General features: G+C 37.3%; 8 protein-coding genes and 1 riboswitch. Of the genes, 6 read left to right on the top strand and 2 right to left on the bottom strand.

Annotated features, from left to right (window positions below):
* The first annotated feature begins 218 nt into the window (after positions 1–218).
* The 6 genes from BUB91_RS01075 to BUB91_RS01050 all read left to right on the top strand — a co-directional run bounded on the left by BUB91_RS01075 (position 219) and on the right by BUB91_RS01050 (position 10,083).
* Positions 219–1,592: an OmpA family protein gene (locus tag BUB91_RS01075; protein ID WP_073096381.1), complete on the top strand. Its 1,374-nt coding sequence runs from the start codon at positions 219–221 to the stop codon at positions 1,590–1,592.
* 148 nt (positions 1,593–1,740) lie between these two features.
* The gene (locus tag BUB91_RS01070; RefSeq protein WP_073096379.1) at positions 1,741–3,126 is read left to right on the top strand and encodes an OmpA family protein; all 1,386 of its coding nucleotides are present in this window, start codon (positions 1,741–1,743) and stop codon (positions 3,124–3,126) included.
* 79 nt (positions 3,127–3,205) lie between these two features.
* Positions 3,206–5,905, top strand: coding sequence for a PD-(D/E)XK nuclease family protein (locus BUB91_RS01065; protein ID WP_073095922.1), 2,700 nt, complete (start codon positions 3,206–3,208; stop codon positions 5,903–5,905).
* A 183-nt stretch (positions 5,906–6,088) separates the two neighbouring features.
* Positions 6,089–8,032, top strand: coding sequence for a M1 family metallopeptidase (locus BUB91_RS01060; protein ID WP_073095921.1), 1,944 nt, complete (start codon positions 6,089–6,091; stop codon positions 8,030–8,032).
* 122 nt (positions 8,033–8,154) lie between these two features.
* Positions 8,155–8,544: a hypothetical protein gene (locus BUB91_RS01055; RefSeq protein WP_073095919.1), complete on the top strand. Its 390-nt coding sequence runs from the start codon at positions 8,155–8,157 to the stop codon at positions 8,542–8,544.
* A gap of 118 nt (positions 8,545–8,662) precedes the next feature.
* Positions 8,663–8,727, top strand: a riboswitch (Fluoride riboswitch).
* A 45-nt stretch (positions 8,728–8,772) separates the two neighbouring features.
* Positions 8,773–10,083 (top strand): voltage-gated chloride channel family protein, encoded by a 1,311-nt coding sequence (locus tag BUB91_RS01050; RefSeq protein ID WP_073095917.1) that lies wholly within the window; start codon positions 8,773–8,775, stop codon positions 10,081–10,083.
* Positions 10,084–10,625: 542 nt separating this feature from the next.
* Here the strand turns inward: BUB91_RS01050 and BUB91_RS01045 are convergent.
* Positions 10,626–12,029 (bottom strand): glycoside hydrolase family 30 protein, encoded by a 1,404-nt coding sequence (locus tag BUB91_RS01045; protein WP_083557798.1) that lies wholly within the window; start codon positions 12,027–12,029, stop codon positions 10,626–10,628.
* Between the two features lie 17 nt (positions 12,030–12,046).
* Positions 12,047–13,777 (bottom strand): cellulase family glycosylhydrolase, encoded by a 1,731-nt coding sequence (locus tag BUB91_RS01040; RefSeq protein WP_073095915.1) that lies wholly within the window; start codon positions 13,775–13,777, stop codon positions 12,047–12,049.
* Positions 13,778–13,783: the final 6 nt, after the last annotated feature.

Below are 13,783 nucleotides of genomic sequence, written 5' to 3'. Positions count from 1 at the left end.
TATAATCAGACGTGTCAATATTTGTATTTAAAATGCTAATTATAAGGCGTTAAAGTATTTTTTTTATAATTAAAACACACTTTAACACTGTCTTACAGACATTTACAGAAACTATAATTACGAGTAAAGGTTTAATAAAACTTTATCACTTGTGGTTTTGCAAGTATATTTTAACAAACTACTTTTACCTCACTATTTTAACAAAGCAATCGATTATGATTAGAAATACAAGTTTATTATTAGTTTTCATTGCATTATTTGCAGGATCACTAAATGTAAGTGCACAAGATGAGAACAACCCTTGGTATATAAGTATTGGCGTTAATGCAGTTGATACATACCCTGTGGGTGACGATAACAGACCATTAACAGGTGGTTTTCTGAATGAAATGTATAATGTTGATGACCACTGGAACATTCTACCATCAATTTCTACATTATATGTAGGTCGCTACATAGGTAGTGGTTTTAGTTTTGGCGTTAGAGGTTCCTTAAACAAAATTGAAAAATTAGGTGATGCTCCTGCGAATGATCTAGCTTATTATAGTTTAGATGGTATGTTTTCGTACAGTTTCCGTGATGTTTTATTTGAACAAGGAAGCTGGTTTGATCCATACTTAGGACTAGGTGGTGGTTATACTTTTGTAGGTGATCAACCAAGTTTTGGTACTGCCAATGGAACTATTGGTTTAAAAATATGGTTAAGTGATGCTATAAATCTTAATTTATCTACCACTTACAAACATGCATTTGAAGATAGATACACAAAACATATGCAACATACCGCTGGTATAGGTTTTAGTTTTGGAGGAACTGATACTGATGGTGATGGCATTTACGATGATAAGGATGAATGTCCTGACACTCCTGGTTTAAAAGAATTTAATGGATGCCCTGATACCGACGGTGATGGTATAAAGGATTCTGAAGATGAGTGTCCTGATGTAGCTGGTTTACCAGAATACAACGGATGCCCTGATACTGATGGTGATGGTATCCCAGACAATAAAGATGCTTGTCCTGATGTAGCTGGTCCTGCAGAAACAAATGGTTGTCCTGATGCTGATGGTGATGGAGTTATAGATTCTGAAGATGAGTGTCCTAATGAGGCTGGTCCTGCAGAAAACGATGGTTGCCCATATGAAGATCAAGACAATGATGGTGTCTTAGATAAAGATGATGAATGTCCAACAGTACCGGGTACTGTTGCTAACAATGGTTGTCCAGAAGTTACAGTGGAAATTCTGGAAGAAATCAACGTTCAGGTTAGAACTGTATTATTTGATTTAAATAAAGCTACAATACGCGCTGAATCTTATGAAGCATTGAATGCTGTTGCTGAAACTATGAACGAATATCCTAACACAAGATTCTTAATAGAAGGACATACTGACAGCCAAGGTTCTGATGCTTATAATCTGAAATTATCAGATGAAAGAGCTGCTTCGGTTAAAGATTATTTAATCAAACAAGGTTTACCAGCAACAAGACTTTCTTCCGAAGGATTTGGAGAGTCTAAACCAGTCGCTACAAATGCAACTGCCGCAGGAAGACAACAAAACAGACGTGTAGAAATATCACTTATAGAATAATGTAATCTTAAAAGATCTGGCAACAGAATCAAGTTGAGAATCATTCCATTTTAATTACAAAATGCGATTTTTATTAAATTTGACTTTGTTGCTAGATTTTAACAAATTACATTTGCTTCAATTAACACTTAAATTTTACTTACTTAACATGAAAAATCTTACTAAATTATTTCTGTTTGCAGTTTTGACCTTTGCTGGTTTAAGCACTGCAAACGCACAAGACAAAAACAACCCGTGGGCTGTTAGTATTGGTGTAAACGCGGTTGATACATATCCAGTATACCCACCAGACAACAGACCTTTAACCGGAGGTTTTCCTGATGAATTTTATAATGTTTCTGATCACTGGAATATTCTTCCTTCAGTTTCTACATTATATGTTGGGCGTTACATTGGTGCTGGTTTTGCTCTAGGTGTAAGAGGATCTATCAACAAAATTGACAAAATGGGAGATCTTCCTGTTGACGATTTAGCTTATTATGCTGTTGATGGTATGTTCTCTTATAGCTTTCGTGACCATCTTTTTGGAGAAGGCGGTTGGTTTGACCCTTACCTAGGTGGTGGTGGTGGTTACGTGTTTATTGGTGACATGCCAAGCCACGGAACCCTTAACGGTACTGTAGGTTTAAAAATTTGGTTGAGTGATCACATCAATTTAGATCTATCTTCAACTTACAAGCACGCAATGATGCCTGGTACTTATTACACAAGACACATGCAACATGTAGTAGGTGTAGGATTTACATTTGGCGGAACTGATACTGACGGTGATGGTATTTATGACAAAGATGATGAATGTCCTGAAACTCCAGGTTTAAAAGAATTTAACGGATGTCCTGATACTGATGGTGATGGTATCAAAGATTCTGAAGATGCTTGTCCTGAAGTAGCTGGTTTACCAGAATTCAACGGATGTCCTGATACTGATGGTGATGGTATCCCAGATAACGAAGATGCGTGTCCTGATGTTGCTGGTCCTGCTGCAACTAACGGTTGTCCTGATGCTGACGGTGACGGTGTAATTGACTCAGAAGATGAGTGTCCTAACGAGGCTGGTCCTGCTTCTAACAACGGTTGCCCATTTGCTGATGCTGATGGCGACGGTGTTGCTGACAAAGATGATGACTGTCCTAACGTAGCTGGTCCTGCTTCTAACAATGGTTGTCCTGAAGTTGACGCTAGTGTTTTAGAAACTTTAAATGGTGAAGCTGGTCGTATTTTATTTGATACTGATAAAGCTACAATTAGAAAAAGTTCTTACGCAACTCTTACTACAATCGCTAATATCGTAAAAGAATATCCTACTGCTTCTTTTGAAGTTGAAGGTCACGCTGATAGCCGCGCAAGTAACGCATACAACATGGATCTTTCTGAAAGAAGAGCTCAATCTGTTGTTGATTACTTAACTAGTAAAGAAGGTGTAAACGCAAGCCAATTGTCTATCAAAGCTTACGGTGAAGAGCAGCCTATCGCTCCTAACACTACAGCTGCAGGTATGCAACTTAACAGACGTGTGAAACTTACTTTAAAGTAAGATTTGATTCAGATTTAAATCTGAAATAATATATTTGGAAAACGCCCTGAGAAATCAGGGCGTTTTTTATTTTTAACCTATGACTACATTCATTGATGAAGTAATTGAAGACCTCTTAAAATCTGAGCTACCACTAGCTGAAACTGTGGTGATTTTACCTTCTAAAAGAGCAGGAAGCTTCTTTTTAAAGAAATTAAAAGAGCAGCTTAAAGATCAAGTATGCTTTCTTCCACAAGCAATAAGTATTGAAGAGCTCATAGAGGAAATTTCCGGACTAACGGCTGCTTCTCAAACACAACTTCAGGTTGAATTGTATCACGTGTATCAAAATCAATTTGACGGAGAAACACCTGAAGCTTTTTTAAATTTTTTAGGCTGGGGACAAACACTACTAGGCGATTTTAATGAGATTGATCGCCATCTGATTCCTACTGACAAATTCTTTGATTATTTGTCTGCTGTAAAAGAACTCAACCATTGGTCTACAGATTCTAGTTCGCAATTTGTTTCAAATTATCTCCTATTCTGGAAGTCTATAAGTACCTATTATACTAACTATAAAAAACATTTAGAAGAATTAGGCCTAGGCTATCAAGGTATGCTTTACCGCAAAGCAGTTGATAATATTGCTTCTTTCCTAAATGAGGACGATCAGCAGTATATATTTTGTGGTTTCAATGCCTTAAACACTGCAGAACAGGAACTCATTAAAAGTTTCTTAGAACGTTCAACAACAAAAATTTACTGGGATATTGACCCCTACTTTTTAAATGATAACAACCACGTTACAGCAACTTTTATAAAGTCCTATTTAAAAGAATGGACAGGCTTAAAAGAAAAAAGCCTACTGCTTCCTAAAGCAAAATCAAGCTTCAATACTTCAAAAATCATCACCGCTACAGGTATTTCTCAAAATATTGGTCAGATCAAATATACCGGACAACTCCTTTCCGATTTTTCAAAAGAAGAATTAGAAAATACCGCAGTTATTCTGGGTGATGAAGCTCTACTTCTACCGTTGCTGAACTCTTTACCAACTTCGGTTAAGAATCTTAATGTGACGATGGGACTTCCATTAGGCCAAGTCGCACAAGCCGCCTTTTTTGAAAGTTGGTTTCAATTACAAATCAATCACAAAGAACAGGGTTACTATTATAAAGATGTGCTTTCCCTTTTAGATCAGCAGTACACCATTTTTCTTTTAGGGGATGAACGAAAAGATCTTAAAAAAGAAATCACACACAAAAATCTGGTATTTGTAAAACCGGATCATCTTACTGAAAATGCTTCAAAAAACTATAAACTGCTTTTTGATTTCTGGAATGATAAAAGCTCAATAGCTTTAGAACAGATTTTAAATAGTATTCAGCAATTAAAAGAGGTTTTGTTACCCCAGCAAAATTGGCTTCAGCTTGAATTTCTTCACGCATTTTTAGAGTTGTTTACACGCTTAAAAAACTTAAACGACTCTTACCCATATCTCAACAACATTAAAACCCTTAAACAGTTCTATAAAGATTTATTGAGTCAGGAGACTTTAGATTTTAGAGGAGATCCTTATCAGGGACTTCAAATTATGGGTGTTTTAGAATCTCGAGTTCTTGATTTTAAAAACATCATTATCACGTCATTAAATGAGGGCACATTTCCGTCAGGAAAAAGTCAAAATAGCTTTATTCCTTTTGATTTAAAAATTGAATATAAACTTCCCACCTATCGCGAAAAAGATGCTATTTACGCTTATCACTTTTTTAGACTTTTACAGCGCGCAGAACATATAAACCTCATCTACAATAATGAGGCCGGTGGTTTAAATAGTGGTGAGAAAAGCAGGTTCTTATTACAGCTGGCAACAGATCCTGAGGCAAATTACAAATACGTAGAGCAAAGTGCTTCGGCATCTGTTAGTCTTGAGCCTCAAACGATTAAAGAAATAGAAAAAACACCTGCTATAATTGAAGCTATAAAAAAACATGCAGCTTCCGGATTTTCACCTTCGGCATTAACGACCTACATACGCAATCCTATTGATTTTTATTATAAATATGTTTTAGGCATCAAAGAACTGGATGAAGTTGAAGATGTTATCGCGCATAATACTTTAGGAACCGTAGTTCACGAAACGCTTGACACCCTTTACAAACCTTATTTAAACACTATACTTTCTAAAGAAATTTTAGAGGAAATGCTGAGTCAGATTAATACTGAAGTTAAACACCAATTTGAGCTTAACTATAACGCAATCAATATTAAAACGGGTAAAAACCTCATTATCTTTAATGTTGCAAAGCAATTTGTAGCAAACTTCCTCAACCAAGAATTACAAACCCTAAACTCTGGCAGCGAGATTGTAATTAAAGATTTAGAAACAAAATATGTGGCTCAACTAAATGCAGGTATTTGTATAAAAGGAACTGTTGACCGCGTTGATCAGGTAAATGGTGTAACTCGTATTTTAGACTATAAAACAGGTAAAGTAGACACCCCGCAACTTGCAATTAAAGATTGGGACGAACTTATCTCTGATTATGACAAGCAATCCAAAGCCTTTCAGGTGTTGTGCTATGCTTTGATGATCTCTAAAAAAGAGCCGCTACCTGAGCACGTTGAAGCCGGCATCATTTCCTTTAAAAATTTAAATAAAGGATTTTTAAAACTTACCGAAAATAAAAATTCTAACATCACTCCAGAACTTCTGGAAACCTTTGAAACTTATTTACTCAAACTCATTAATGAGATATTAGATAGCACAATCCCCTTTACTGAAAAAGAAGTTTAATACTTAAATACTTTTCTAGTTTATTAAATGCTCAAGCATTATTGTCGCTTTAATTTTTCGATAAACGAAAGAGAACTTATACTTTTAGACCAGTGTAAATGTATTGGGCTTACCCTTGTCTATTTATTTACAGAAATAATACTGTTTTTTAAATCTCGTAATTCGAGTAAAACCTTTTATTTAATGAATTTTTTGAATCGAAAATTAGTCTTAGCAACTCTTGTTTTAGGAGGTGTTGCAATAGGCAACGCGCAAGAAGCGCAAGGCAATCAACAACTTTTTAGTGAGTTCTTAGAGCACAGTGGCAATGAGTTTCGCACCGCAACCGGTAAACCCGGTGAACACTACTGGCAAAACGAAACCGATTATAAAATTGAAGCTACACTAGATGACGAAGCACACAGCATAACGGGTAAACTCACTTTAGAATATACCAATAACAGTCCGCAGGAGCTTGATTTTATCTGGATGCATCTGGAGCAAAATCGCTTCAAAGAAAATTCTCGCGGAAACCTAACAACCCCCATAGGCGGTAATCGTTACAACGGTGATGTAGATGGCGGGTATACCATTACAAATCTTGAAGCGAAAGTAAAACGCAGCAACTCTTCAAAACACATCATTACCGATACACGCATGCAAGTGTTTTTTGACGAACCTATCGCTGCTGACGGTGGTAAAGCGACCGTTTCTATGAATTTCACCTATAAAATTCCGGTGAAAGGTATGGATCGTATGGGACGTTTAGACACTAAAAACGGAACCATTTATGCTTTAGCACAATGGTTTCCGCGTGCAGCAGTTCTTGATGATATTGAAGGATGGAATATTGAGCCTTATTTAGGCGCTGGTGAATTCTACTTAGATTACGGTGATTATGATTTTAAAATCACTGCACCGTTTAACCACATCGTAGTGGCCTCTGGAGAATTACAAAATGAAAAAGATGTGCTTTCTGCTACAATGCGCGATCGCATGGAAAAAGCAGAAAAGAGTGATGAGACTGTTTATATTGTTAAGCCTGAAGAATTAAATGATATGTCTTTGCGTGCAAAACAAAGCGGTACCTTGACATGGAGTTTTAAAATGGAAAACACCCGCGATGTAGCCTTTGCTTCTTCTAAAGCTTTCATCTGGGATGCAGCAAAAATTAATTTACCTAGCGGAAAAAAAGCAGTAGCACAATCTGTCTATCCTATTGAAAGTAACGGTCAGGAAGCATGGACACGTTCTACTGAATACACAAAGCACTCTATTGAAAACAATTCTGAAATGTGGTATGAGTACCCTTATCCTGTTGCAGTAAATGTAGCTGCTGATATAGGTGGAATGGAATATCCTGGATTGAGCTTTTGCAGCTGGAAATCTACAAGTGCCGGACTTTGGGGCGTTACTGATCACGAGTTTGGTCACAACTGGTTTCCGATGATTGTGGGCACAAACGAACGTCGCTATGCGTGGATGGATGAAGGTTTCAATACTTTTATCAACTATTACAGCACCATGAAATTCAACAATGGTGAATATCCTGCACGACTGAATCAAACTCGTAATTCTGTAAGCTGGTATACGAGCCCATCGCGCGAGGGAATAGACACCTATCCAGATGCTGTTAATTTACGAAACTTAGGGATGATTGCATATGCAAAACCTGCACAAGGTTTGCTTATGTTGCGGGAGTATATTTTAGGGCCAGAACGTTTTGATAACGCATTTAAATCCTACATCAAAACTTGGGCATATAAACACCCACAACCGCGTGATTTCTTCAACCATATGGAAAATGTAGCCGGTGAAAACTTAGCCTGGTTCTTTAAAGGATGGTTCTACGGTACCGGAAATATAGATCTGGCCGTAAAAAGCGTAAGACCCTATCAGGATAATTATGTGATTAGTATTGCTAACGAAGGTGATATCCCTATGCCGGTTAAAATGCTGGTGACTTTTGACGACAACACCACGCAATTAGTTGAGCTACCAGTAGAAATCTGGCAACGTGAAAACAGCTGGAATTATATGTTGAACACAGATAAAAAAGTAAGCAAAGTAGAGCTAGATCCTAACAAGATCTTACCAGACGTAAACTTTTCTAATGACAGCTGGCCGGTATCTCAATACCAGAATTAAAAAATTGAATTTTATAGCTATAAACCCCGAATTTTCAACATTCGGGGTCTATATGCTGTTATGTGAACTGTAACAAACTTCTGTCTTGCAAGACCTATAGTTGAACAAATCATCAATCAATTATGGAAATTCAATCGAACAACCTCAGTACTTTTAGAGTTCTTTTTATCATAAAAGGAATCTTCAATCTTCTTGGCGCTTTATTCTTTGTGGGTTACGGCTTTTTTATGAATATGCTTTTTAGTGAAGTAGGACACGATGCTTCGGCTCCTTTTGAAATGTCTACCCTCTTTGGTGTCATAAGCGGTTTAGGCTTTGTTGTCTGTCTTATTTTTGGGGTTGTGACACTCATAGCGGCTAAATACATTGGTGAAGCGCGTAACTATACTTTTGTACTTATCGCTTCGATAATGAACTGCCTTACCGGAATTCTAGGTATTCTACTCGGTGTTTTCGCTATTCTAGAAATCAACAAACCACACGTTAAAGTACTCTTTAATCAGAATCAATAACACCTTTTATTGAAGTACAATTCAATATCAATTGATTTTAGAGCATTGAACAGGTTGCTAACGTATGAAAATTGAGTTTCATCAAAATCCTTTCAAGTTTTCTGTTATCTTTGCGCTTTCAATTACAGGCAATGAGGTCTGCCTCAAACCGCTTCTTATGAAGCTGATGACTTCTACTAAAAACGGCCACAAATGTGAGTCGCAGTAGAATCATTTATATACGGCAGTATGAACATACATAAATTAAAGCGAGCGCTTTCTTCCATAGAGCAAATTCCTACTCTGATTTACCTTTTTAAATGGATTATCATTTGCACCTTGATTGGGGCAATTGCTGGTAGTATTTCAGCATTTTTTCTACTCAGTCTGGAGTGGGCGACGAACTATCGCGAATCGCATTTATGGATCATCGCCTTACTGCCCATCGGCGGTTTTATCGTAGGCCTTTCTTATCATTTATACGGAAATAGTGTTGTAAAAGGTAACAATCTCCTGCTGGAAGAATTTCACTCACCAAAAAAAGTGATACCGTTTAAAATGGCGCCGCTGGTACTTTTTGGTACGATTGCTACGCATCTTTTTGGGGGTTCTGCCGGTCGTGAAGGTACTGCTGTGCAAATTGGAGGTGCGGTTGCAGATCAGTTTACCAAACTCTTTAAACTGAATAATCAAGACCGAAAAATATTGCTAATCGCAGGTATCAGTGCGGGTTTTGCATCGGTTTTTGGAACGCCACTCGCCGGTGGAATTTTTGCACTTGAGGTACTTCTTTTAGGTCGGATTCGTCTGGACGCTATTGTTCCCAGTTTTTTAGCTGCCGTTCTAGCTGATTATTTTTGCCAGGCTTGGAATGTAGGACATACACATTACCACATCAATTCTATCGCTGAAATGAGTCCGGTAAATCTGCTGTGGGCATTGCTTGCAGGAGTCATTTTTGGTTTGGTAAGTATGCTGTTTTCAAAAAGCACACATTTCTGGGGATCACAATTCAAAAAGTACATCAAGTATCCGCCTTTGCGGCCCTTTATTGGCGGTGCAGTGATTGCAGTTGTGGTGTATTGCATCGGCACCACAAAATACATTGGGCTTGGTGTACCTACCATCGTAGATTCGTTTAGCGAAACGATGAACAAATATGACTTTCTGGTAAAAGTATTGTTTACCTCATTCACCCTAGGTGCCGGTTTTAAAGGCGGTGAAGTAACACCTCTATTTTACATTGGCGCCACGCTGGGTAATGCATTAATCTGGTTTATCCCGTTGCCTATGGATTTGCTCGCCGGGATGGGTTTTGTTGCCGTTTTTGCGGGTGCGACTAACACACCTATTGCGTGTACCATTATGGGTATTGAACTTTTTGGTATTGAATCTGGCGTGTTTATCGCCATCGCGTGCAGCACTGCTTACCTCTTCTCTGGCCATTCTGGAGTATATTCATCACAAATCATCGGAAGCCCTAAGAACACACATTACAATAGCGAAAAAGGCATCAGCCTCTCTGAAATAAGTAAAAGAAGGGAAAAGAACGAATCTTAGATTATCGTAAACGCTTCTGGCTTTCTAAAATGTATAGCAAGCATGGTTGTTCCTAATAAAATGGTTTTGTTATATAAAAAAAACAATACAAGACCCGTTAATATGAATATGCCGACAGTAATCATGACTGCACTGCTTTGCTCAATTTTTCCCGTTTGATTAGCTTCTGAAACTTTTACTTTAAAAATCTTCTTCTTAGGCTAGAATGAAGCTTTCACATATACATAAAATATTTTCGGATCAAGTCTAATTGTTATGTTTAAGCAAAAAATGTAGTTAATCTGTACAGAATAGAATGCTGCATTTTTCACTCCTCTAAATACACCTTATTCTAAACTATTCGCATAATCCCGTATAGCTATACATACACTATTGATAGGATAGGAATGCTTATAAGTAACCCAAAAGTCAGTCCATACTCAAACCACATTCACCCACATATTTTGTGGTAAAGTGTGGTTGGAGTGTGGTTGGAGTGTGGTTGGAGTGTGGTTTCAGTGCGGTTTCATTATGCTTTTATTTGGAATTTCACCTATAGTCTTCTAGAATACTAGTGTACCTATATCCCCTGAAGCGAGTGCCACTAAAAGATTAGAATCATTGATCTGCACCTGAATTTTTTTACTTGTTTTTGAGGTGTTTTGAATGATAACAACTATTCCTCCATCAGGAGTTTTATACGCTACATTAGGAATCTCATTGGGCATTGTAGACGCTATACGCACTGAGCCCGGCTTAACAAATTTTGAAGCTTGCCCTATGATATAATACGCGGGCTCTCGGGTAACTGCATCTCCATTAATAGTTATTGCCCCTAAACAGCGGTCACAGCCACCCCGGTCTGTATGGGGGTCTTGATTTTGATCTGCTGCCAGATTCCATTCTAAAACGGTTTTACACCAGTTGCGAGGCGCCCCTATAATCAAGTTTTCAGTATGCCAAGAAAGTTCCTTAGCAAAATCACCGGGCGCACCTACCCACTGTTCTGTAAAGTAGAGGTTTTTATCAGGATGCGCTTTATGCACTTCCTCTAAAGCACTTATAGTTCCCCCATATAAATGAAACGCAGATCCATCAATATATTGAGCTGCTTCCGGGTCATTTAATATGGTAATGGGATAATCTGGGCGGTCTGCATTGTGATCATAAATAATGATCTTCGTCTCAATGTTTTCTTTTTTAAATACAGGACCTAAATGATTTTTAATAAATGCTGCCTGTTGCGGAGCTTTCATTAGAAGACTGGGATTATTACCTGGATGTAAGGGCTCATTTTGTATGGTTATCGCATCTATCTTTATACCGTTAGCTTTCATTGCTTTAATATATTTCACAAAATAGGCAGCATAAGCATCATAATATTCTGGTAACAGACTACCTCCGCGGGTATCTCCGTTATCTTTCATCCACACAGGCGGTGACCACGGAGAACCTAAAATTTTGATATCTGGATTTATATTCAATATTTCTTTTAAAATAGGAACTAAGTGTAAAGTGTCTTGCGCTAAAGAAAAATGCTCAAGCGTTTCATCTGTTTCACCACTAGGTAAATCATCATAAGAAAAAGGAGAAGCATCAAGGTCAGAGCCACCTATACTCAATCTTAAATAACTCACTCCTAATTGAGTGGTATCAAAAAGTTCATTAAGCAAATTTGCACGTGCAGTATCGCTCATCTTGTGAATGTGTAAGGCACTACCACCGGTAAGTGTATAACCAAAACCATCCATGGTTTGATAAGTGATAGAATCAGATAGAGTTATAACCTCATCAATTAATGAAGTATCAATAGTTTCTGAATGAATTTCACGCTTTTCAATCAAGGATTTCTCATCAAGAGAAGTTACATAAATCGCAGCTTCATCAGATTTTTTTTCTGAAACAGAACAACTCTGAAAAAAGCTGAACAAGCACAAAAGCAAGTAGGGGTGTTTATTGAATTTCATCTATGTTAATTCTTAATTTATTTACTGATTTTAAGGCTTTTTAGATTGAAACCTTCTTGTTTGATTTGAAGCCTAATAGTGTTTTTCCCACTATTAAGTTTTATTTGATGCGGTTGAGTCCAGGTCCACTCCTTTAAATTCTTTAAAATTTTAAAACTTGTTGTCTCAAGATTATTTACCAAAACAGAAATCTGCGCTGATTCATTCTCTGAATTTACTTTCAAGGAAATAGTATAATCACCTGCTTCTTTAGCTTCTAACGTATACTGCAACCACTCCTCACGCTCAAGATCTCCAACATATAAAAGCCCTTTGTTGTTTTTAAAAATATCCACTCCGTCGTTGCGATACGTTCTTCCTAAATTCCAGCTTTGACGCTCTTTACCCGTTGAAATATGATAGTTTGCAGACACCGTATCGTGATAAGCGACGCCATCTGTACCCAGATCATAATCAGTTGCTTGAATTATTAAATCTTGCTTTAGAGAATTTGTTTTAAAACGGATAGCCCGCCCACTTTTAGGCTGTCTAATCATCGCATCCAATACATCGTAATGCACGATACAATTTTCTATTTTAGTATTTTCTGCCAACTGCATAAGCGCTTCAAAAGCATTTTGTTCAGATGGTTTTTCTGCGTTACCTTCCCAATAATCCAATAAGTCCTGATAAGCCTTATTTACTTTAATCTCTAATGGATTATTAAAACCTAACTTTTTAAGAGGCCACCAGCACCAGCCAATGTTATTTTTTTCCATCAGCGCAATGGCATCCCTGAACCAGACATTAGAATTCTCACCAGATTCACCTAACCAAACCGGTATAGTATATTGTTTTCGATAGTCTAAAAACTGCTGTATTGAGGCAGAATCATTATAATTCCAATACTTATGAAAACTCAGTACCATATTATCATCCCAGGGTGGCAGTATGCCTTTGTAATTGTTACCCCATCCGTTACCTTCGATTATTACAATATGATTTTTATCTATCTCACGCACTGCCTTTGTTAGTTTTTCAAGAAGTTGACGTAAGGGTTTGTTTTCTACATCTTCAATCCCATTTTTGTTTTTTCCTTCTTCAAAAGTCCAGTTTGGCTCATTGATTAAATCATAAGCTGCTATCCAAGGTTCCTCTTTGTAACGCTGAGCTATTCTTTGCCATAAGGCGATAAGTTTCTCTTGATTTGCTTGACTTTCCCAAAGCGAAGGTTTTGAAGGATCTCTATCTGAAATATTCACATCATGACCTTGTCCACCGGGAGCGGCGTGCATATCTAAAATCAAATACATCTTATTTGTTTTACACCAAGAAAGCAATGAATCTGTAAGTTGAAAGCCTTCTTCAAGCCAAGTGTTTTTTCCTTTAATAGGTTCCTCTTCTACAGAAAGTGTAAACAGGTTATAATGCAAGGGTAATCGTATAGAATTAAACCCCCATTTTTTCAAAGAATCAACATCACGTTTTTGCATATGGTTTTTGCGCCAGGCTTTGTAAAAAGTTTCTGTTTTCTCTTTACCTACCAGTTGTTCTATATGTTTTTTAAAAACATATTGTTGACCAGAAAACGGAACTTTGAGCATATAGCCTTCCTGCAGCATATAACCGCCTAGACCAATACCACGAAGCAATACATTTTCGCCTTTCTCATCAACTATTTTAGTATTTTCTGCTTTTAAAAAACCCTGACTAAAACCGCTTATACCACACAGTATAAATACAAATAGTGCAAACTTCAAATTTCTCATAGTTCT

Source organism: Leeuwenhoekiella marinoflava DSM 3653 (assembly GCF_900129005.1).
In the GTDB taxonomy this organism is placed as follows: domain Bacteria; phylum Bacteroidota; class Bacteroidia; order Flavobacteriales; family Flavobacteriaceae; genus Leeuwenhoekiella; species Leeuwenhoekiella marinoflava.
The sequence above is the reverse complement of the archived record's forward strand: the minus strand, read 5'-3'. Positions and strand labels throughout refer to the sequence as shown.

Coding starts and splice junctions, on each gene's coding strand:
- BUB91_RS01070 (WP_073096379.1), top strand. CDS start 1,741: ATGAAAAATCTTACTAAATTATTTCTGTTTGCAGTTTTGACCTTTGCT.
- BUB91_RS01065 (WP_073095922.1), top strand. CDS start 3,206: ATGACTACATTCATTGATGAAGTAATTGAAGACCTCTTAAAATCTGAG.
- BUB91_RS01060 (WP_073095921.1), top strand. CDS start 6,089: ATGAATTTTTTGAATCGAAAATTAGTCTTAGCAACTCTTGTTTTAGGA.
- BUB91_RS01055 (WP_073095919.1), top strand. CDS start 8,155: ATGGAAATTCAATCGAACAACCTCAGTACTTTTAGAGTTCTTTTTATC.
- BUB91_RS01050 (WP_073095917.1), top strand. CDS start 8,773: ATGAACATACATAAATTAAAGCGAGCGCTTTCTTCCATAGAGCAAATT.
- BUB91_RS01045 (WP_083557798.1), bottom strand. CDS start 12,029: ATGAAATTCAATAAACACCCCTACTTGCTTTTGTGCTTGTTCAGCTTT.
- BUB91_RS01040 (WP_073095915.1), bottom strand. CDS start 13,777: ATGAGAAATTTGAAGTTTGCACTATTTGTATTTATACTGTGTGGTATA.